A 17929-nucleotide genomic window follows, 5' to 3' on the forward strand; every position below is an offset into this window, starting at 1 on the left:
AGTAACCTGTGTCATCTGCTACGCAGTCTATATCAATCAAAACTAATTCCGCTTAATACACATCATGAATCTATCAAATTCTATCTAATGACATCGTGCTCGTTCACGCTCCGAGGCTTATCTCACTAGAGCTTCAACAAGGCGAGTGTCCATCAGCGCCTCTGTCAAGAACAGATTCTGCTCATACGCATGCACATCCGCATACCCTGTTGCTGTGGATGAACGCTCACCGCGTCCTACATAACGAAGCTGCTTGTCGCCAGCCAGTTCCAGCAATCGCGGATGCATGTAGGACCAAGCGCCCATATTGCGCGGTTCTTCCTGCACCCAGACGATCTCTTTCAATGCTGGCATACGGCCGATCAGATCTTTCAATTCCGCTTCAGGCATCGGATACAGCTGCTCGACTCTAGCAATATGGAGCCAACTCCAATCGCGATCAGCATCGTTTGCGACTCGATCAGCGAGTTCTAATGACACCTTGCCGGAGCATAGCACCAAGCGTTCTACCTTCTCAGGTGCGCTGCCAAGCAACGGTTCTTCGAGAATTGGGCGGAACCGGCCCTCCGTGATCTCCTGAATCGAGGACACTGCACGCGGATTGCGAAGCAGGCTCTTCGGCGCCATCAGCACGATTGGTCTTGCATCCATCGTTCCGCTCAGCGCCGCTTGACGGCGAAGCATATGGAAGTATTGCGCCGCGCTGCTCAGGTTGGCGACCATCCAGTTCTCTTCTGCCGAAAGCTGCAGGAAGCGCTCTAGACGCGCACTTGAATGCTCTGGTCCCTGTCCTTCATAGCCATGAGGCAGAAGCATGATCAAGCTTGAATATTGGCGCCACTTGGCAAGACCGGCAGAGATAAATTGATCGATAATGACCTGGGCCGCATTCGTGAAGTCTCCGAACTGCCCTTCCCAGAGGACTAACGTTTCTGGCGCAAACACATTGTAGCCGTACTCGAAGCCGAGTACTGACGCTTCAGACAACGGGCTGTTGTAAACCGCGAACGATGCTTTCGCTTGGGACAAGCCGTGTAAGCTGCAGTAAGTGCTGCCATTGTGCTCATCGTGCAGCACCAGATGGCGCTGCGCAAACGTGCCGCGCTCTGAATCCTGACCGCTAAGTCGAATCGGCTGTCCGTCTTCCAGGATACTGCCGAAGGCCAGCGCTTCCGCCAACGACCAGTCAACCATGCCGTTCTCCTCTAACGCTGCCGAACGGCGCTGCAGGATGCGGTTCAGCTTCGGATAGACGCTGAACCCTTCAGGCGTCTGCAGCAATTCACTGTTTATCCGGCGCGCACGCTCCGCTGTGATCGCTGTTGTGAGCTGCTCAGGCGCTACCTCACGACTCAACTGCTTCGTTCCCATCGGTGCCGGAATCGACTTCACCGGCTCTGCCTTGATCTTGTCATAAGCCTGCTGCAGCTTATCTTGTACAGCCTGAATCATCGTTTCGAATTGCTTCTCCGCAATCACGCCTTCCTTCATCAGATGCTCGGCGTACAGGTTAGCAACCGTAGCATGCTTCGCAATTCGATCGTATATAATCGGCTGTGTCGCTGCGGCGTCATCCATCTCGTTATGTCCGTGACGGCGATATCCGACTAAGTCGATCAGGAAGTCCTTATTAAACGTCTCGCGGTATTCAACCGCCATCCGAATAGCTGCGATACATGCTTCCGGATCGTCCGCATTGACATGGACGATCGGAATTTCATAGCCCTTGGCAGGGTCACTTGCGTACATCGTCGAACGCGAATCATGACGATCCGTCGTAAATCCGATCCGGTTGTTCACGATGATGTGAACGGTACCGCCGTTCTGATAGCCGCGCAATTTATTAAAGTTCAGCGTTTCCGCAACTATGCCCTCTCCAGGGAAAGCCGCATCGCCGTGCATCAGCAGCATCGCCGCACGCTTCGTATCCTGTACTGGATATCCCGCCGCTTGACGATCATCCTGTGCCGCGCGAGTAAAGCCTTCTACGACCGGATTGACGAATTCCAGATGGCTCGGGTTATGGGAAAGAGTTACGCGCGTTTGCACACGGCCTTCCTGCTCGAGCGCAAGATTCGCTCCAAGGTGATATTTTACGTCGCCGGACCAGCCATAATTGATGCCCATTGACCCCTCGGAAGGCACTTGGTCCTTATTCGGCGAATGGTGGAACTCAGAGAAGATCAGCTCATATGACTTACCAAGCACATGCGCAAGCACATTCAAGCGTCCGCGATGGGCCATACCCATCATGACATGCTCAACCCCATCGAGCGTGAACTCGCGGACTGCCGCCTCCAGCATCGGAACGAGAACATCTACGCCCTCAATCGAGAAACGCTTCTGTCCGACGAAGATCCGATGCAAGAACGTCTCGAACTGCTCTACCTGCAACAGGCTGTGCAGAAGCGCGATTCGCTCTACTTTCGTCATCGGCGTCTTAACGCCGGACTCCACCTTTTTCCGCAGCCATTTGCGTTCATTGCGATCATGAACATGCCCAAAGTCAAATGCGATCGGCCCTGTATACAGCTCGCGCAGCCGCTTTATCGCATCATAGGCTGTTGATATATCTTCCGGTGCGTCCTGCCATACCAAACGAGATGGAAGCGCTCGCAATTCTTCGTCTGAAACATCGAATATTTCCGCTTCTAGACGTTTGATATCAGATACACCGTCAAATCCAAGCGGATCGATATCAGCTGCCAGATGCCCATACACACGAATGCCGTCTGCCAGTCGAACTGCGGAGCCTACAGCCTCCATATGCGGAAGATTACCGGATACGGCCGCATCATCCGTAACTTGCTTATATTCAACCCCCGCTGTCGGCGGGCCGTAACGCTCAAACATTTCGCGATAATTTGCATCAACAGCATTGGCATCTTCAACGTAACGCTCATACACCTGTTGAATATACCCCTCGTTAGGACCGATGAAAGACTTCCACACCTGCTGCGGCTCGAAATGTCCCTTTGCCATGAATCCTTACCTCCTCAGCCTCACTATTCCTTTTCTAGATGAAACAAGAATGCTCAACCACTTGAACCTATGTCATTGTGGAGATACTGGAATGATTGATGACGATAAGAGCTTATATTCATCTCGTTTCGGCATTGAATCATTGGCGGAGAGTTGAACTAAGATGTGTTTCCACAACGCACTATTTTTTTGAATCCCCTTAATAAATACCATTTATTTCAATTAAAATATTTAATTTTAAATTAAATATAATTAAAGTAGGGAAGAGTAACAATATCATTATTAGAACGATCTACCCCCAATAATTAGAACAATCAGGAAATTACCTTCTCTTTTCGAAGGATATGGATTACGCTGTTGTCAGGAAAGTCAGGAAATATCGCATGACTAGAGGAGAATGGAATTGAAAATAGACCGACTGCTATCCATCGTCATCTTGCTTATTAACCGAAAAATAGTGCAAGCCAAAGATCTTGCCGATACATTCGAGGTTTCCGTTCGAACGATCTATCGCGATATAGAGGCCATTAATCAAGCTGGGATTCCAATTGTCACCTATCAAGGCGCTAATGGGGGCATTTCACTCGCGGAGGGGTATAGACTGGATCGGAATCTGCTGACCAACGATGAGCTTGCGGCGATCGTTACCGCCTTGCAGAGCATAGCCTCGTCACATCAAAGCCCGGATAATCAGATGCTGCTAGAGAAGATCACCAGCATTATTCCGCCATCAGAATCTGAGCGATTCAACATGAAGACACAGCAGATGATCGTTGATTTCTCGCCTTGGGGCAGCCATGGACGACTGGAAGAGAAGCTAGTGAAAATGAAGCAAGCGATTGAGGAGCAGCATCCGGTTACCCTTACATACTGCAGCGCGGATGGGTCGGTAACCACCCGAAGCATAGAGCCATATACGCTCGTCTTAAAGCGCCAGCACTGGTACGTGTATGCATACTGTCGACTCCGTGAGCAATTTCGCTTCTTTAAGATGTTTCGTATCCGGGAAATGCATATCGAGAATGTCGCCTTTGCACGACAGCCTATCGAGATCAATGAGTTGCCTTGGGATCGGGATTGGAGCAGGCCAGCACAGTCAGAAACGATCGTGCTGCGCTTTGAGCGAAGCGCGAAGCATCTGGCGGAGGAATGGTTTGGGATTGAAGAGCTGGAGGAAGACGAACATGGCAAATATGTCGTGTCGATCGCATTTCCAGAGGATAACTGGCTATACGGCTTCATTCTTAGCTTCGGAGCGAATGTCGAGGTTGTGCAGCCAGAGCGTGTCCGACGCATCATTCAATCCATCGCTGCTCAGATTGCCGATAAAAATAATTAAGCGTCGCCTCAGAAACCTGACAAATAGATGTCAAGTTCGTACTTGTATACTGGAATCAAACCGATACAGGAGGGATTGCCATGATACAATCGACGCAACCAATTCAATTCGCATGTCAAAGCTGCGGTATGCCGCTGCAATCAGAGGAGCAGTGTGGGACAGAGCAAGACCATAACAAGACACAGGAGTATTGCATCTACTGCTACGAACATGGGGCTTTCAAACAGCCAGATCTGACGATGGAGGAAATGGTCGAGGTATGCGTGCCATTCTTAGTGGAGGAAGGAATGGAAGAGCAAGCCGCGCGAAGCATGATGCAAGCGTGCTTGCCGCATCTAAAGCGCTGGTCAAGCAGCGATAGCATCAATGGCTCGTATGGCGCCGAAGCGCAAGCAGGACTCACTCAACCCATGGCCATCGTTGAGCGAGAAGCCTTCACACTCGTCGGCATCACGACGCGCACAACGAACAGCCGCGAGTTTACTGCTGATGCAACTATACCCGCGCTGTGGAATCGCTTCTGGCAGGAACAGACGCTGCAAGCTCTAGCTCAATCTGTGGACTCCCCGGAACCCGGCATCCTCTATGCCTGCTACTACAATTACGAGAACCAAGCCAACGGAGAATACACGATGATGATCGGCACGAGCGTCAATTCTGAACAGTCCGCTCTAGCGGATATGGAAACCGTGCAAGTACCTTCAGCGAAATATGCAGTGTTCACCACTGAACGCGGACCGATTAGCAAGGTTGTAGTGGATGCATGGCAAGCTGTGTGGGCATTGACAGCAGCTTCCGGCATCGAGCGCACCTATACAGGCGACTTCGAACGGTATGACGAGCGCAGCCAAGACCCTGAGAATGCTGTGGTAGAGCTGTATATCGCGATCAAGTAGCCGCTTGCGGGTTGCATGCTGTTGCTTACTCAGCACACGAATGAGTAAAGGGTCCCCTCGTTCAAAATGTTCCTTCTAGATGAAGCGGACACAGGTGACGCTATTCCTTAAAAATATCAGCATATTTGAATCTTGGTGGACACAGAGACCTTTATTTGCATCAAAACGATCATTTTCCGGACGAAAATGTTCAAATAGCGGATCTACGGTCCGCTTAGCTGGTGATACAGTGGCAAATGTCACAAATAACGGCTCATGTGTCCGGATCGCACGCACACTGCGTCTCCCTGCACACAACAAAGGAGGGGATCTCCCCCTCCTTCACTTCGAGCTTGTATTTATAAAACTTGCATTTCGAAGTACCTCATACATCGCAATCCAAGCCGCATCACTCTACCGATTTTAACGATTCGATCATATGGATCTTTTTCAGCTTCCGGGACATAACCAAGTTGACGAATAATGCAAATAGGATCGTGATCACGACACTCAACAAGTAGCTGATCCAATGAATCTCTTTGGAAGGCAGTACTCCATCTAATGCTAAGGTGCTTAATATAAAATGATGAAGCGTAACTCCGAGCACCAATCCGACTCCCGCTCCAATAATCGTCAGCAGAATGTTTTCTCGATACACGTACTTGGATACCTCATTATCGTAGAAGCCCAGCACTTTAATCGTCGCAATCTCTCGAATCCGCTCACTAATGTTCACATTGGTCAGATTATACAGCACTACAAATGCAAGCGCGCCTGCAGACAAAATGATCAGGACGAGGACATAGTCAATACTCCCGAATGACTTCTCGAATAGGTCCACTGTCGTCGAATTAAAGGCGACGGAAGCTATATTCGGATCCTCTACCATCTCTTGGGTCAACTGTTCCTCGACTTGCGCAGATGGCTCCTTCAACTTGGCTATCCAGTTGCTGCTGACCGCTTCCTTGTCAAATACCTGTTTGTAATAGCTAGGCGACATATACACATAATGACTCAAGTAGTTCTCCGTTATCCCGCTAACTACTACGCTGCTTCGCTTTCCATCTCCATTGTCGAGCTGAAGGGTATCTCCCTCCTTAAGGCCTAGATCGAGAGCAAGCTGATCGCTGATGATAACTCCATCATCCGATAACGCCAGCTCTTTCTTGCTGCTGCCGTCTCGTAGTGTGATATACGTCTTGAACTGCTCCACATCCGTCGGTACAACGAGCGCTGCCTTCTTCTCCTCGCCATCAGCGGTTACGAGTTTTGCATTACTCTGGCTCACATTCATCATGGATGAGAAACGATTATCTGCTTGCAGCTTAGCCAAAGTTTGATCTTTCTGATCAGCAGAGAGACCCGCTTCATACCGACCGGAGACATCATATTTGATAATTTCCCCGAATTGGGTTTTCACAACGTCCCCCATCGAATCTTTAATGCCGTAGCCCGTGAGCAGCAGCGCCGTACATCCCGAGATTCCGATCACGGTCATATAGAAGCGCTTCTTGTAGCGAAATAGATTTCTCGCTGTCACCTTCTGCGTGAACGACATTCGTTTCCATAGGAATCGAACTCGCTCCAACAGAATCTTCTTGCCCTGCTTAGGAGCTTTAGGTCTCATCAGCAGCGCCGGCGTCTCCATCAATTCATTGTAGCAGGCGAGGAATGCCGCTAAAGTGGTAATGATAACCGCCGCTAATGTTGTTACTAGCACTAACGGAATATCAAAGATGAGCTGCACATCCGGCAGCGAGTACATCGTGTTCCACGCATTAAAGATCACTGTCGGGAACACTGTGAGTCCAATGATCAATCCTACAACACTACCTGCAATGCTGGCTGCAGCCGCATACGCAATATATTTCGAGGCAATGGAGAATTTGCTATATCCCAACGCCTTCAACGTACCAATCATTTGCCGCTGCTCATCTACCATTCGCGTCATCGTCGTCAGACATACAAGCGCCGCAACCAAGAAGAAGAACACGGGAAATACTTTGGCAATCGCATCCATCGTAGCTGCCGACTGTTTATAATCGGCGTAGCCATATAAGGTGTTGCGGTCCAGCACGTACCACTCCGGCTCTTGAATAGCATCCACTTGCTGCTGCATCGCGGTCAACTGCGCCTGTACTTCTGGAGTGTCTTCTGCCCCAGGAGGGAGCTGTCTCCGGAACATATCAATCTGCTGCTCCGCATCATGCTTAACCTCATCATAACGCACAGCGCTGCGCGCGATCCCCAGTTTCTCCAATTCTGACTTGACGCCGTTGATCGTCTCGTCATAACGATCAGAATACGTCTCCTCTTGCATCGCATTCTCAACCGTCAGCACAGCTTCCGTATAGGCATCCAGCTTGAAGTCGTCTTCAGGCACCATCATAAACTGATTAATCGTGCCATTCCCGAGCTTCGTCGTCTCTCCCTTTTCATACGAAATATAACGCGGAGATACTGCGGTTCCTACCACCGTATATTCTGTCGTCTTCAACGAATCCGTCAGTTCCTGATCCGTTCCCGTCGTTAATGTTATCTTAGACCCGATGGTTAAGCCTAATTTGTTCAACTCGCTCTGTTCAATCAGGCATTCTCCAGAATTTTCAGGATATCTGCCCTCAATCAGTCGCGGTCTATTGATGAACTGCGGATCATCTTCGCCATTTAGGTCAGTCGGGATACCGAACACCTTCAAGACGACCTCCGACGATCCTGCCTTCGTCATCACATCCATGGAATGCGTGGGATAAACACTGCGCACACCGGATATCTTCTCCATCTCCGCGATATCATCATCAGTCAATCCCAGCGTTGATACCACTCTCATATCCATCAGATTGAAATCGTCATAATAGTGGTCCGCCGTATGCTCCATGACAGGGGCAGATACTTTAACTCCCGCAAAAAATGCAACCCCAATCGCTATAATCGCGAATATGGACAGGAACCGACCGAACGATCTTTTGATCTCGCGCAGGGTATCCTTCGTTAAGGCATGCTTCATCACCATTCAATCCTTTCAACTGGCGTAGGATTGTCATTCACCGTGACAGAGCTTACCTTCCCGTTTTTCACCTGAATCACTTTATCCCCCATCGGAGCCAACGCAAGGTTGTGGGTAATAATGACCACCGTCATCCCTCGATTGCGACATGTATCCTGTAGCAGCTTCAAGATCGCTTTACCCGTATTGTAATCCAGCGCTCCAGTCGGTTCATCGCATAACAGCAGCTTCGGATTCTTCGCTAACGCTCTCGCTATCGCAACACGCTGCTGCTCACCGCCTGACAACTGTGCGGGAAAGTTGTCTTTGCGAGCTTCCAGCCCTACAGCCCGTATCGTTTCGCCGACATCCAACGGATTTTTGCATATTTGCGTGGCTAACTCGACATTTTCATATGCCGTCAGATTCTGTACGAGATTATAGAACTGGAACACAAACCCGATCTCATACCTTCTATAGGTAGTGAGCTCTTTCGCGTTATAATGGCTGATCTCTTCATGATCGACATATATTTCACCGCCGGTGAGCTTGTCCATTCCGCCCAATATATTAAGGATCGTACTCTTGCCCGCGCCGCTTGCGCCTGCCACAATGACAAACTCGCCTTTATCAATCGTAAAATTTACTCCGCTTAACGCCTCTATCTTGACCTCGCCCATCTGATAGACTTTTGTAACATCCTTAAACTCGATATAGCTGCTCATAAGAAATACCTCGCATGATTTATAATGTTGACCTGTTATCGTTTAAGCATCTCTATTCTCTACGCTTCTTAAACCAACCGCTATTATCATTTTCACATGGTAAATTAAACTTATAATGTATGACCGCTGTGGTCAATGAGAATATATGTAAGTTTGAACACAAAAAAACGCCCCTCAAGACGAGGCGAGCGAATGACAACCTTCTCTTAAAGTAGGTCGTAGTATACGTATTTATGATAGTCATGGAATGTTAACCGTCTTCAAATGATTCAGATTCCAGCTTACCTTATCCCCAGTCGCATTAATAAGCTCAATCGCCTGGTTATTTACCTTGTTCAGTAAGCCAATCTTATCCGGATGATCACCGTGATCAAACATCACTAGATTCCCTTCCAGACGCTTGCACAATTCTTCAAATGTGCGTGACAGCGAGATGTGAACAGGATTGAAAGGCATCGATTGATGGCTGAGTGAATAAGGCGTTATGTCTGATCGGTAGGGAATTAACCATTTTAGATGATTCATAGATACAAATACTGCTTTATAGACAGGTGAATAGAAGACAAAATAGTCGTTCATGATGCTGGTCAAATAGCCGTGAATAGGCTTATCTCCTGTTACGGCAATCTCGACAAACTGCCCTTTTGCATAGTTCAATATTTTTCGGAAAGAGAGGCTGTCTGATCCATAATCGATCGGCCGTTCACTTGGAACCATACCTGCCCCTTCTTCACCAGTCGGTGTGACTGCTTTGAACCGCTGTACATGAACCAGAGGGATATAGAAAAACTGCTGTTCATGGAATAGAACCATCATATCTAGTCCTACGTCGATTAATACACCCTTTCGAATGTGTTTCCCGGATATCTCTACCTCTACTTGTGTATTCATATATTGAGATAGACTGCTCATTGCGGATACCTCCGTCTTCTAGGCCAGTAAAATAATAGATCCAAGTCACCCCATATACGTGTAAACCACCATACCCTGCGTTATCTTTACCCTCCCCTTATATATATCTTGCAAGATTAATTGCACTATATATACATATATACGTTTCTGAGAAACAGCTCGTACTGAGCGACTCCCCAATTCTATTATTTTCAACTCTTTCATTACATAAATGTTCTCCTGTCCAATATTGACGGCTCATAGTCCCAAGCGTGAATTGTCGATTCCAGCCGCACAAAAAAAGCTGCCCCCAGAGAGAGACAGCTTCTTCCCTTATATGCACGATAGTATCTTGAACTGTTCTTGGTCTTAGATCAGTCCGAATTCACGGCCCGCCTTCTGCAAAGCTTGCAGGGCAAATGCTAGATCCTGCTCCGTATGCTGGGCTGTAACGATAAGGCGAACTCTGCCTTTATCCATCGCAACCGTCGGGAATACGATCCCCTGTGCGCAGATGCCTGCTTCCAGCAATCGCTTCGAGAACTCCAGACTTCGCGCCGCATCGCCAACTATGATCGGGATGATCGGCGTCTCACTTCCACCGGTATCGAAGCCGGATGCTTGCAATGCGGCGCGGAAGCTGTTCGCATTCCGCCACAGCGTCTCGGTCAGCTCAGGCTCCGTTTGCAGCACTTCGATCGCAGCGATGCATGAAGCGGCTACAGCAGGCGGCAGAGACGTACTGAATAAGAAGGATCGCGAGGTGTTGATCATATAATCCTTTACAACCTGCCCTGTCGCCACATATCCACCGACAACACCGACGGCCTTCGATAAGGTGCCGATCTGAAAGTGCACGCGGCCATGCAGACCAAAGTGGTCTGTCGAGCCCTTGCCATGCTTGCCAAGCACTCCGCTTGCATGCGCGTCGTCAACATAGACGAGCGCGTCATACTTTTCCGCCAGCTCGACGATCTCTGTCAGTGGAGCGATGTCACCATCCATGCTGAACACACCGTCCGTTACAACGACGCGTTGGCGATAGGAGCCACATTCCTTAAGCACATCCTCCAGCTGATTCATATCCTTATGCGCGTATATCTTCCGCGCCGCCTTCGTCAATCGAATGCCGTCAATGATGCTGGCATGATTCAACTCATCGCTGATCACCACATCATCTGATCCAAGAATCGCACCCAGTACACCTTGATTCGTCGTGAAGCCCGATTGGAACACGAGCGCCGCTTCCGTACCTTTGAACGCTGCAAGCTTCTGTTCCAGCTCATCATGAATCGCTAAAGTACCTGTAATCGTACGCACAGAGCCAGCCCCCACCCCGTATTGCTCGGTTGCAGCAATAGCAGCCTGCTTCAGCTTTGGATGGTGCGTTAATCCCAGATAGTTATTCGATGACATCTGCAGCACGCGCTGACCGCTTTCAAGCGTCATCCACGCGTCCGATCCGTCCTGCCATACGGTCAATGGACGGTATCGACCCGCCGCCTTCAGGTCCGCGAGCTGCTTCGCAATTGCTTCATATCCTGCCATGATTGCCCCTCCTTCGTATCTCTAGCTCTGCAGTATAAGATCTGCTTCTGTTTCCGATCTGCGCTGTACAGGCACCTGGTCGTGCCAGAATACAATCTTCCCGCAATTGCCGGAAGCCATTAAGTTAAATGCCTCTTCATATTGGTCCAACGTAAAATGATGGGTGACTAACGGAGAAAGGTCCAGTCTGCCTCGTTCCAACAGCCCTTTGATCTGGTACCACGTGTCATACATCCGTCTTCCTGTGATGCCTTCTATTCGCAGGCCTTTAAAGATGATGTCCTCCGCTAGATCCAGCGCTACCTCCTTCGTCGGAATGCCCAACAGCGAGATGCGCGCAGCTTGAGCAGCAGCTCGCAGCGAATCGCGAATTGCTGCAGGGTGGCCGGACATCTCGAGGACGATCTCCGCGCCTTCGCCGCCTGTCGCTTCATGAATTGCTTCCACCATCGAAACTTCCTTGCTGTTGATCACGACATCCGCCCCCATCGTCTTCGCCATCGCCAAGCGATAAGGGTTAATATCAACCGCAATGATCTTGCCGCTGCCGCACGCTTTAGCAACCGCGATCGCCATTAAGCCGATCGGTCCGGTGCCGATAACAGCGATACTCTTGCCGACCACGTCGCTGACCAGCGTCGCTTGTACTGCATTGCCAAGCGGGTCCTGCAAGCACGCGATCTCGAACGGCAGGCTCGGATCGTTATGAATGATGTTGCTCGCCTTCACGAGCGCGAACTCCGCGAAGCAGCCTGGAATCGTAATCCCGAAGCTCTTCGTATGCTTGCATACATGCGCATTTCCGGTTCGGCACGCCTTGCACACGCCGCATACGACATGACCTTCGCCTGATACATGCTCGCCGACCTTCACATTCGTCACTTCCGAACCGACAGCCTCTACAATTCCAGCGAACTCATGTCCGAACACGTTCGGCGTGACCACCGTTTTCTCCGCCCAAGCATCCCAATTATATATGTGCATATCAGTCCCGCATATTGAAGTTGTCTTCACCCGTATGAGCACGTCATGCGGACCGCATGTTGGAATGGGCACCTCTTTTAGAACAGCGCCGGGCTTGCGTTCTTCTTTCACTAAACCAATCATCGTTCCCTTCAACATGTCATTGCCCCTTTTCGAGTTTTCTCCTAAAATAGAGGTAACATCAACAGACTGACAAATGTTGGTATCTGTATACTATATTACACATTTGTGTGCTATATTGCACATGGATAATTGTTGTTTTTTACCAGTAAATAGAGAGAAGGCGAGAGGGGATTTACCATGCAAGAAATGATTCATCAGAAGATCGGACGGAACCTGCAAGAAATTCGCAAATCACGCGGACTAAGCCTGGATGCGGTATCTGAACTAAGCGGTGTCAGCAAGGGAATGCTCGGTCAGATTGAGCGAGGAGAGTCCAATCCTACGATATCCGTATTATGGAAAATTGTGAATGGGCTTCGCATATCCTTCGCCACATTGATGGAGGAGTCCTCTCCGACCGTTACGCTAGTCAAGATGGAAGATACGACGCCGCTAATCGAAGAGGACGGCGCCTATCGCGCATATCCCATCTTTCCATTTCAACAAGATAAAGGATTTGAAGTATACAGTGTTGTGCTAGAGCCTGGCAGCAGCTATACCTCTGAGCCTCACTATGAGGGTGTGGAAGAATTCATCGTGGTGATGGAGGGCACGCTTCGCTTCGAACTCAATGGAGAGCAATATATGCTTGAGCCAAGCCTTGCGCTGAGATTCTCTGCGGACCAGACTCATACGTATCGCAATGATACTGACAAGCCGATTCGCTATATGTCACTTATTCACTATCCATCTGCTAATAAACCGATCTAGATCATAGGAGCATCAACGCCTCGCATGCGAGGTCAGGATGCTCCATCTTCATGTTTAGGCTTGCTGCTTGATGCTCTAACCATGATCTCGAAAGGCAGCAGCATCCGATAAGGAAACGGATACGGATCCTTCAAGCTGTCGAGCAGCGTCTTGGCGGCCGCATAGCCCATCTCATACTTCGGAATATGAACGGATGACAGCGGCGGGGAGCTATATTTTGCTACATCGATATTATCAATCCCGATAAAGGCAACATCCTCCGGTATGCGCAATCCTCTTTCCGTCACTGCGCGCATAGCCGCGATCGCCATCATATCGCTGGCACAGAACATCGCTGTCGGGAGCTGATCCGTCTCAAGCAGCCGTCTCATCTCGTTGTAGCTGGTGTCTGCATCCCACTCTGCATTAATGGTCCATTCCGGGTGATAGACAAGGTTCATTTCCTCCAGCGCATGGCGATAGCCCCGATACCGCTTCTCTCGCTCGAGATGACCAAACAAGCCGGTACCGCCGATAAACCCGATTCGCTCGTGACCATTTGCGGCCAAATGACGTACAGCAGCCCTTGCCGCATTCATTCGGTCATAAGAAATGACCGGGATATCCGGATCGCCTACATCAATTCCGACGATTCTCGTTCCGTTCCGCTTCAGCCACTTATATGTAGACGGCTCAAGTCCTTCAATCACGATAATTCCGCTTAATGGCCGCGCCTTCTCGATAGATTCCCGCACTGCGGCATTTTTAAGCTCAGCCTGCGTATGTAGAAAAGATAGCAGCACCCCTTCTTCCTGCAGTTTCGCTTCGATCCCTTGCAGAATAGGAGAAAAGTAAGGATGGTTATATTTATTGTCCGGCATCGACAAGATGCAGCCAATCGAATAAGCAGTCGATGGCTTAGCGATGCTCGACTGCTTCATATGACGCTTCGCCTTCCCTTCATGCGGCGAGTGATAATTGAACTCTTTCGCTGCCTCTAGTATCTTCTGCTTCGTTTCTTTGCTGATTCGTCTGCTTTCATCATAGCTTAGAACTCGTGACACGGTAGATATGGATACACCGACATGCGCGGCGATATCTTTTAACTTAGCCATCAGTAGTCCACCTCGATATCATAGATGCTCACCATATGTATATGGCAAATTATAGAATAAAACAAGAACCGCGGCAATCGGCCTTTCCCGATGCTCGCGGTTCTTGTTGCTGAATCCTTATTATGAAATAGAATGAGTTCTGGTCTTGATGCTATTGGATTACACTGCCGCCAAAGAGGAATCGGTATTCCCAGGTCTTGCCCTTCACCGTATCTACTCGCACACCGCCGGACTCTTTCGAATACGTGTGAAGAATCTTGCCGTCGCCGAGATAAACACCTACATGAGTGATTCTCTCCGTATTCTTATTTACATTCTTATAGTCAGACTTGCTGGAGCCGCGATACTTGCCGAAGAACATCAGATCGCCGCGTTTCAGAGAGTCGATATTCTTTTTGACAGTCGAGTGCGACTTGATATAGCTTCCTTGCGAGCGTGAATCTGACGGCAAGGTAATGCCAGCGCCGGTCTTATAGATATGTCTCACAAAGTCAGAGCAATCGAACGTTGTCGTCGTATTGCGGTTTGAACCGTATTCATATGGTGTTCCTAGGTACTTATAGCCCGTCTGGATAACCTTCTCTATTTTTGCAGACGCAGAGCTCGAAGTATAGTTGTTGTCACTGCCGCTAGAGCTGGAGCCATTGACATTTATATACTTGCTGCTTGAGCTCATGTAGCCGATGGTGCCCTTGCTGTCTTTCACTTTATACCAGCCTGAGCTTGGCTGATCCAGAATCGTAACCTTTTCCCCTTTGTTAAGCTTGCGAATGACGCTGCTCGAAGTGGAAGCGCCTTTGCGCAGATTAACGGACGATACGATCGTTCCGGTCTTCGTAGAAGCCATTAACGTAGGCACTGGCGCGTCAGACGTGCTGTTGTTCATCTCTTCTATCGCTACGGCAAGCTTAGCCATTTCGGGATCGCTCACATTAAACGATTCATCCCCAGACACAGTAGGGCTCGTTATCATATAGTCAGGCTCCGCCAGTGGAGCTGCTGCTGCAGCATGTACACCCGTCACCATCATTTGCGACGTCATTGTCACCATCATTAATCCTAGCAATAGTTTCTTCATCATTTTCATATCTAAGTAGCCTCCTTATTGTTCCAGCCTGTCCATTACACGACTGTGATTGGTTGCACGCAGGTTCATTCATGAGTCGATGATCACATTTTCAATCTGTAATCTACTATGCAATTGTTATACCCTTTACTAGAAATGTTAGCTCGTACCAAATGACTATTTAACTATAACAAGGCCAGGTTTCGACATCTATGGGACCCAGGTTGTAAATATTAATAATTTGTAACCTTTTTATAGGTCTAATTACCTACGTAAAGGTTACAAATTGAAACTTTATACTGTAGAAAATGATGTTAATGTGCTCATATACCTATGTATTTTGGATGATATTTACAAAATTCGTGTGTGTATTCGGTAGGTTTTTTTGAGGGGCTCGGTGGGGGCGATTGTGCGGATGAGGAGGATTCGCGACCGCTAGGCGGGGGCGATCGCCTGGCTGAGGCGTCAATTTTGGGCGTCTCAGCCTCGGACCGAGCCGGTTTCGAGCCTGAGACGTCGCTTTTCTACGTCTCGGGCTTGCCCGGCCGTGGCTGAGACGTAAATTTTAGACGTCTCAGCCACGAAACGAGCCGATTTCGAGCCTGAGACGTCGCTTTTCTACGTCTCGGACCTGCGCGGCCGCTAGCCGGGGGCGATCTCGTGGCTGAGACGTCAATTTTGGGCGTCTCAGCCTCGGACCGAGCCGGTTTTGAGCCTGAGACGTCGCTTTTCGACGTCTCGGGCCTGTGCGGCCGCTCGGCGGGGGCGATCGCAAGGCTGAGACGTCAATTTTGGGCGTCTCAGCCACGAAACGAGCCGGTTTTGAGCCTGAGACGTCGCTTTTCGACGTCTCGGGCCTGTGCGGCCGCTCGGCGGGGGCGATCGCAAGGCTGAGACGTCAATTTTGGGCGTCTCAGCCTCGAATTGAGCCGGTTTCGAGCCTGAGACGTCGTTTTTCGACGTCTCGGGCTTGCGCGGCAGCTCGCCGAGGGCGATCTCGTGGCTGAGACGTAAATTTTGGGCGTCTCAGCCTCGAATTGAGCCGATTTCAAGCCTGAGACGTCGCTTTTCGACGTCTCGGGCTTGCGCGGCCGCTCGGCGGGGGCGATAGCGAGGCTGAGACGTCAATTTTGAGCGTCTCAGCCTCGGAACGAGCCGATTTCGCGCCTGAGACGTCGCTTTTCGACGTCTCAGGCTTGCCCCGCAGACACCAACACAAACAAAAAAGAGCAGCCCCTCCCGCGGAGAAAAACTGCTCTTTCAGCGTATTTCATATCTACTCTAAATTTCCCTTATGCCTCACTCTGTTTGTCTGACTCCAACGGCTCCACATGTACCTGCACATGCGCAATATTGTGCTTCTTCATCATTCGCTGCTCAACTTCATCGCAGATGCAATGGGACTCAATCAAAGAAAGGTGCGGATTCACCTGAACAACAACATCCACCAGCACATGATTGCCGTGAAGCCTCGCTTTAATATCCTTTATGGACTGAACACCTTTCGTATTCGCAATCGTCTTGCTTAGCGACTGAAGCTGGGACTCATCAAATCCGTCCGTCAGCGCATACGTGGCATCACGGAATATTTGCCAGGCTGTCTTCAAGATGATGCCGCCAACCGCTAAAGCCGCCAATGGGTCCAGCCACTTTAAGCCCAGCTGCGCTCCAAAAATGCCTATTGCAGCTCCGATACTGACGAGCGCGTCAGAACGGTTATCCTGTGCCGCCGCCATGAGCGCTTGATTGCGAATGCGCTTAGCCAATCTGCTATTGTACGCATATACCCCGAACATCACTGCGGCACAGCCCAAGGCCACCCATGCCGTTATCATATCTGGCGTTTCGGAATTCCCTTTATAAAGAGAAGTAATCGTGTTAAATACCACCTGAATGCCCACGGTCGCCATAATAAATGATGCAATTAACGCCGACACGGTCTCTGCTCGAAAATGTCCATAAGGATGATCATTATCCGGGGGCTTCTGCGAAATTTTCAATCCGATCAATACCGCCACGGAAGCGACGATATCCGTTAAGTTGTTCCACCCATCTGCCTGCAGGGCAGCCGAATGGAAGGAGAAACCGATGAAGAGCTTGGTCATTGACAGCACAATGTACGCCGCAATACTCAGCCAGGCACCTTTTTCCCCTTGTTTAATATCTGCGTATGTGTCCACAGCCGCTCCTCCCTGCATGTTGCACAATCGAAGATCGCGCTTGTTACTATTATGTTAGCAAACCAGACACGAGTGGGTCTACAGCAACAGTTTTGTTCCTTAGACCAACTGTTTCTTCGGCTTAAAGAAGTTGGCACGCGTTTGTTTTGTTGAATCGGAATACAAATGTTGACCCCGATCAACTTTGGTAAATTTATGTACATGCTGTACGGCAGTCCACCTTCTAGATTGCGCCAATCGCAGCCATTTTATACAAGAAACCGCACTGAACTATACTATGTACATACTAAAAAAGCCTCCAATCACCGCTAGATAGCAGCAATAGAGGCTTAGCCTTCATCCTATGGAACCAATATAAACGCAAGAGTCCGCCCTTAGTCTGCGTG

The 17929-nt window shown here is 49.5% G+C and carries 12 protein-coding genes; 3 read left to right on the top strand and 9 right to left on the bottom strand.

Features of this window, described 5'->3' with window-relative positions:
* Positions 1–117 precede the first annotated feature (117 nt).
* On the bottom strand, positions 118–2982 hold the full coding sequence (locus ACXX53_RS05030) for a 2-oxoglutarate dehydrogenase E1 component (protein WP_458567479.1): 2865 nt from the start codon (positions 2980–2982) through the stop codon (positions 118–120).
* A gap of 403 nt (positions 2983–3385) precedes the next feature.
* Between ACXX53_RS05030 and ACXX53_RS05035 the strand changes: the two genes are divergently transcribed.
* Together ACXX53_RS05035 and ACXX53_RS05040 are read left to right on the top strand one after the other, a co-directional pair.
* The gene (locus ACXX53_RS05035) at positions 3386–4321 is read left to right on the top strand and encodes a helix-turn-helix transcriptional regulator (protein WP_458567480.1); all 936 of its coding nucleotides are present in this window, start codon (positions 3386–3388) and stop codon (positions 4319–4321) included.
* An 80-nt stretch (positions 4322–4401) separates the two neighbouring features.
* Positions 4402–5217, top strand: coding sequence for an effector binding domain-containing protein (locus tag ACXX53_RS05040; RefSeq protein ID WP_458567481.1), 816 nt, complete (start codon positions 4402–4404; stop codon positions 5215–5217).
* Positions 5218–5605: 388 nt separating this feature from the next.
* Here the strand turns inward: ACXX53_RS05040 and ACXX53_RS05045 are convergent, their stop codons facing one another.
* The 5 genes from ACXX53_RS05045 to tdh form a co-directional block, all read right to left on the bottom strand.
* Positions 5606–8209 carry an ABC transporter permease gene (locus ACXX53_RS05045; RefSeq protein WP_458567482.1) on the bottom strand — a complete coding sequence of 868 codons (2604 nt, stop codon included), beginning with the start codon at positions 8207–8209 and terminating at the stop codon, positions 5606–5608.
* The gene (locus ACXX53_RS05050) at positions 8203–8907 is read right to left on the bottom strand and encodes an ABC transporter ATP-binding protein (RefSeq protein WP_458567483.1); all 705 of its coding nucleotides are present in this window, start codon (positions 8905–8907) and stop codon (positions 8203–8205) included. The genes ACXX53_RS05045 and ACXX53_RS05050 overlap by 7 nt, the downstream gene beginning before the upstream one ends.
* A 240-nt stretch (positions 8908–9147) precedes the next feature.
* Positions 9148–9819: a DUF2642 domain-containing protein gene (locus tag ACXX53_RS05055; protein WP_458567484.1), complete on the bottom strand. Its 672-nt coding sequence runs from the start codon at positions 9817–9819 to the stop codon at positions 9148–9150.
* Positions 9820–10167: 348 nt separating this feature from the next.
* Positions 10168–11346, bottom strand: a complete 1179-nt coding sequence (locus tag ACXX53_RS05060) for a glycine C-acetyltransferase (protein WP_458567485.1) — start codon at positions 11344–11346, stop codon at positions 10168–10170.
* Between the two features lie 21 nt (positions 11347–11367).
* On the bottom strand, positions 11368–12465 hold the full coding sequence (tdh, locus tag ACXX53_RS05065; protein WP_458567685.1) for an L-threonine 3-dehydrogenase: 1098 nt from the start codon (positions 12463–12465) through the stop codon (positions 11368–11370).
* 165 nt (positions 12466–12630) lie between these two features.
* Between tdh and ACXX53_RS05070 the strand changes: the two genes are divergently transcribed.
* Positions 12631–13203, top strand: coding sequence for a helix-turn-helix domain-containing protein (locus ACXX53_RS05070; protein WP_458567486.1), 573 nt, complete (start codon positions 12631–12633; stop codon positions 13201–13203).
* Between the two features lie 32 nt (positions 13204–13235).
* On the opposite strand, the gene ACXX53_RS05075 is transcribed toward ACXX53_RS05070, so the two are convergent.
* From ACXX53_RS05075 to ACXX53_RS05085, 3 genes are all read right to left on the bottom strand, one after another.
* Positions 13236–14297, bottom strand: a complete 1062-nt coding sequence (locus ACXX53_RS05075) for a LacI family DNA-binding transcriptional regulator (protein WP_458567487.1) — start codon at positions 14295–14297, stop codon at positions 13236–13238.
* Positions 14298–14448: 151 nt separating this feature from the next.
* On the bottom strand, positions 14449–15384 hold the full coding sequence (locus ACXX53_RS05080; protein WP_458567488.1) for a C40 family peptidase: 936 nt from the start codon (positions 15382–15384) through the stop codon (positions 14449–14451).
* A gap of 1271 nt (positions 15385–16655) precedes the next feature.
* Positions 16656–17561 carry a cation diffusion facilitator family transporter gene (locus tag ACXX53_RS05085; RefSeq protein WP_458567489.1) on the bottom strand — a complete coding sequence of 302 codons (906 nt, stop codon included), beginning with the start codon at positions 17559–17561 and terminating at the stop codon, positions 16656–16658.
* Positions 17562–17929: the final 368 nt, after the last annotated feature.

Source organism: Paenibacillus marinisediminis, assembly GCF_054343325.1.